Consider the following 4693-nt stretch of genomic DNA (forward strand, 5'->3'; position numbering starts at 1 on the left):
TCGCGCCTGCATCTGCCTCCACTGCACAATACGTTAGATTCAGATGCTGCATCACCCGATGGTATGCGTCAACCATTCGATCATATTGAGCTTGAAGCGAATCTGCATCCAGATGGAAGGAGTAAGCATCCTTCATGATGAATTCCCTGCACCGCAATAATCCATGTCTAGGCCGTCGTTCGTCACGATATTTCGTCTGAATTTGATACAGTGTAAGCGGCAGCCTCTTATACGAATTGACTTCATCTCGCACCAGTGCCGTAACGACTTCTTCATGTGTAGGGCCGAGTACGAACTCCCGTTCATGGCGATCACACAGCCGCATTAGCTCTTCACCATATACCTCATACCGTTCCGATTGCCGCCACAGGTCTGCAGGCTGCATGGCTGGCATGAGCATCTCCTGAGCACCTGCCCGCTCCATCTCTTCTCGAATCAGCTCCTGTAAATTCCGAAGCACCTTCCAGCCAAGCGGCAAATACGAGTATACGCCCGCCGCAACTTGCCGCATGTAACCGCCTCTCAGCAGCAGCCGATGACTGGCAGTCTCCGCATCTGAAGGCATATCCCGCATCGTAGATAGGAACAATTCACTCTGTTTCATCTCAATCCCCCTCTTCTTCTCTCCATAATAAAACAACGCACCCATCCCATAAGGGACGAATGCGTTGTCGTGGTACCACCCTAATTCAGCAGTCGGCATATACCGACAGCTCTCACATGTTCCATAACGGGCTTGCGCCCGGCAGATCGAATCTGCAGCTGCAAAGTAGGAAGAATGAAGCTGCAAGGGAATCATTGCACCAAGTTGACTCCTCTCTGTACGTGCATCTCGTTCACTCTCATGTCTTTGGTCGTCGCTTTTCGTGGTTATATTTTCTAAATAAATTACATGTTCTGCTGCTCGGTGTCAAGTATCTCATCCACCGATACCCGATTACCGCATCACCCAGTAGCCCAACTTCAACAATAAACCCAGTACCAATAACGCGATACCGACTCCCCGCTTCTCTTTGTCGTTGTTGAAGGCATATACGCCTCCCACTAAGATTCCGACAATTGGGTAAATAGCGGTGGCTATGATTACGATCAAGAGTGAAGTGCAGCCTATATTGCGCTCTGACGCTTGCTCTTCGCTAGGTTGATCATCTGACTTCTCACTGGCAATCTGATTCTTAATCATGGAACCACAATTTTTACACACCGTGGAGCCTTGCTCTACATTTCCATTACACTCAGAGCATGTAAGCTCCACTTGCTTCACAGCCAAGATGCCGTTGTGTTGCTTATCTTCCTCTGGCGTTCCCTGTAAGGAGGCGTCCTTCAGGGAGTGACTGCAGACGATGCATACCGATGCGGACTTTTCGTTCGAATACCCACAGTTGCTGCATATTTGGATCGCCATGCGCGATGCACTCCTTCCGTTACCCAGCCAAATCTTGAATACGCACTGATTCCGTTGTAGAGCAATTGCAAATTGACACAATCCGTTCCAAATCAGCCTGTACGCTCCGTTAGCGGCTAGGCTACTGCTACAGCTGCATGAACGCTGGGAAATGCTCCTGCAAGCCCTGCTTCAGTACATCAATAGGTTGCATGCCGGTATCCGCTAAATTACTCAAGGCAATAAGCACCGAATCCGACTTCGCATCCCGAATCATCGTACAGCTGTAGCCCGATAATCCCCCATTATGATACGAGATATGCGGTCGATCCGGATATACGACCCATCCGTAGCCATAACTGCGTTCTTCATCAATTCGAGCTTGCGGCGTGAAGATCGCATCGATTGACTCCGCTCTCACCACTTGGCCTGAGCGAAGGGCACGATCCCAGCGGAACAGGTCTTCGGTAGTGGAGTAGACTATGCTTCCTGCACTGTTATGGCTTGGTATATCTTCCTTCCAAGTGAGTTCTCCCCCTCTATAGCCGATCCCCATATTCAGCTCACTGCGAAGTACATCCATACGTCCGCCTGTTCTTGTCATACCGAATGGCTCAAAGAATTCCTTCTCGATATACGCTTCATACGGTTGATCCGACAGTCTCTCAACGATCAGTCCAAGCAGCGCATAACCGAAGTTGCTATAGCGATACGCCCCTTTTGCTCCGGATGGCGTGACGGTATCGAGCTCCAGCGTATGCAATGGCCTTAGATCCTCATGTACATTCCAATCAATTAACGCATCTTCGTCCAATCCAGAGGAGTGAGTGAGCAGCTCATGGAGCGTAACATCCGCAAGCCCTGTACACTCAGGTACATACTTCGTAAGCTTATCTTCTACACGAAGCAGCCCTTGCTCCTGCAGCTTCATAATGGCTGTTGCCGTAAACTGCTTGGCAATTGATGCAATTTTGAATACTGTATCCTTATAAATGGGCTGCCTCTCTTCCACGTTCGCCAGGCCGTACCCTTTACTTATAACAATCTCACCCTGTGACGCCAGCAATATCGATCCGTTATATCCCTGCTTCTCTAACAATTGATCCACCCAAGCTGCCAACTCCATAACGGTCTTATCCCCTTCCCATGTTCTTCACAGCTTGCTGCTCTGAAGATGAACTCTACTAGTGAGTACTACGTCGTTACTGACTTCGATATCTATGGCAGGGTTTCCTTCATTTTCTAATCAACGTCACAAAAACGCCTCCCATGCTGATAGCGAGAGGCGTTTTACAAGATTAATTACGGTATGGAGTTGTTCCTCAATAGTGAACAGTTCACTTTTCGCCTATTTCAATTGCACAAATGCCCCGACAATGCCCTATTAGCTTCATCATCAAGATACAAGCTTCAACCCAATCGCTGCTCCGAGCACCATGGAGATGAATAAGATTCTCTTCCAATCGCGGGACTCCCCGTAGAAGAGCATCCCGAGAATGGCACCCCCAGATGCGCCAATTCCCGTCCATATCGCATACGCCGTCCCCATCGGGAGCGACTTCATCGCAATAGACAGACAAATGAAGCTAGCGCTGAATGCTGTCGACATAAAGACGAAGGATTGCCAGTTGCGATCCTTGTTCAGCTTACTAATCATCCCCACGCCAAGCATTTCACATAATCCGGCTGCAATGAGACTTATCCAAGCCATTAGGATTCAGCTCCCTTCGCTTCGCTATCCTTCGTCACCAGCTTTAATCCCATCACACCTGCTAGCATCACAAGGATAAGCAGCACTTTGATCATCTTAAACGGTTCTCCAAAGAAAGCCATCTCTGCGAAGACAGTTCCTGCAGTTCCAAGTCCAACGAATACGGCATATACCGTCCCTACAGGGAGCTTCTTGCCTGCCATAATCATCACATAGAAGCTGACAATAATTGAAATGGCCGTACCTCCCCATTCCCATACATTGTTCGCGTGCTTCAATCCGATCACCCAGAAGACCTCGAAGAAGGCGGCGATAAATACGTAGATCCAATGCTTATTCATTTGTTGCTCTCTCCCTTCCTTGCTATCTCTATAACGAGCACTATTCCATGCACTGCATCCCACAGATGCAGCTTACACCATTCTTATTTTTCCTATATCTCTTCTCAATCAAGAGATTTATTATTCTTACCAATTTCACGAACTAGTCTCGTGTCAGGCTGCGCCAATATAGGCGCCATGAAGCATCGAAGCGGCGTTGGAATCTGTCCGGCCCACCAAGCAGCATTTCAACGAGAATGCCATCAACAAGACACATATAAGAAGCTGTCATCATCTCCATATCCAGCTGATCAATCTCCGCTCGCTCCACCCCCAGCTTGAACACGGCCATAAGTTCCCGTTCCATCTGATCCAGATGGGCGTTGACCAGCTCCATAACCCCCTCCTGCATGATAACAGGCGGAAAGAACATTACCCGCAGCAAGAATTTCAATTGATTGCTCGTTTCATAGCGTGCCTCATACTGTTGAATCAAGCCGTACAGCACATCCTTAATCGGATGCTCTCGGTGAGTCTGAATGTACCGCTGCAAGTGTCCCATTTCCTCTTGTACAGCACGGCGGATTACGTTAACGAATAGATCATCTTTATTTTTGAAATGAGCGTAAATAGATGGCGTCTTGATGCCCACTTGTTCCGCGATATTCGCAAGGGAAGCCCCTTCATAGCCATGTTCAGCAAAATGATTCAACGCGACCTCAATAATTCGATTAGCTGTCACTCTACTCATCTCCTTCAGACTAACTAATACTCGTTAGGTAATGCACGCAGCGTTCCCACATGCCATTACGACGACATATCAGTAGCCTAACTAATATTCGTTAGGTACATCTTTTCACATCTCTTCTTTTTTGTCAACCATGAGTTCGATACTTAAATATACTCTTATAAAAAAACGAGACAACTTCTATCTAGTACTTCACATGGCATACCGTGAAATGAATAAAGCATCTCTACCTAAAAATGACGAACAGAAAGTTCTAACATTTTCCTAAGGATATCCAAAATTGCGAAGCAAAACCTGATCCCATTTTTCGATAAATAGGGACTGAACGCTATATAGGATACAACAGCAGCCATTGAACAGATGAACCTCCCGCTTCTCACTGCGGAAATTTGAAAATCGTGATAATGACAATAGCATCAAGCCTAATCTGTAAGTGACCTGTAAGTGACCTGTAAATGATCTGTACGTGACCTGTACATGACCTGTACATGACCCCTGTAAGTGACCTGTACAAGAGCCGAGAGACCATT

At 47.4% G+C, this 4693-nt stretch carries 6 protein-coding genes; all 6 read right to left on the bottom strand.

Translation table 11 applies throughout. The features are described from left to right. A partial coding sequence (gene proS / locus AZ66_RS27080; RefSeq protein ID WP_044357739.1) for a proline--tRNA ligase occupies positions 1-604 on the bottom strand: 604 nt, incomplete at its 3' end. 333 nt (positions 605-937) lie between these two features. Then, a complete protein-coding gene (locus AZ66_RS27085) occupies positions 938-1405 on the bottom strand; it encodes a double zinc ribbon domain-containing protein (RefSeq protein ID WP_044357734.1) in 468 nt (155 codons plus the stop codon). A 127-nt stretch (positions 1406-1532) separates the two neighbouring features. Beyond that, complete coding sequence (locus tag AZ66_RS27090; RefSeq protein WP_044357735.1) at positions 1533-2510, bottom strand: serine hydrolase domain-containing protein; 978 nt, start codon at positions 2508-2510, stop codon at positions 1533-1535. 270 nt (positions 2511-2780) lie between these two features. After that, entirely contained in the window at positions 2781-3095 is a 315-nt protein-coding gene (locus AZ66_RS27095) for a DMT family transporter (RefSeq protein WP_044357737.1), read from the bottom strand. Then, positions 3095-3436, bottom strand: coding sequence for a DMT family transporter (locus AZ66_RS27100; RefSeq protein ID WP_021257754.1), 342 nt, complete (start codon positions 3434-3436; stop codon positions 3095-3097). Before AZ66_RS27100 ends, AZ66_RS27095 begins: the two co-directional genes overlap by 1 nt. A 142-nt stretch (positions 3437-3578) precedes the next feature. Then, a complete protein-coding gene (locus AZ66_RS27105) occupies positions 3579-4157 on the bottom strand; it encodes a TetR/AcrR family transcriptional regulator (RefSeq protein ID WP_044357738.1) in 579 nt (192 codons plus the stop codon). Positions 4158-4693: the final 536 nt, after the last annotated feature.

The sequence above is a fragment of the Paenibacillus sp. E194 genome, from assembly GCF_000935845.1.
In the GTDB taxonomy this organism is placed as follows: domain Bacteria; phylum Bacillota; class Bacilli; order Paenibacillales; family Paenibacillaceae; genus Paenibacillus_B; species Paenibacillus_B alvei_B.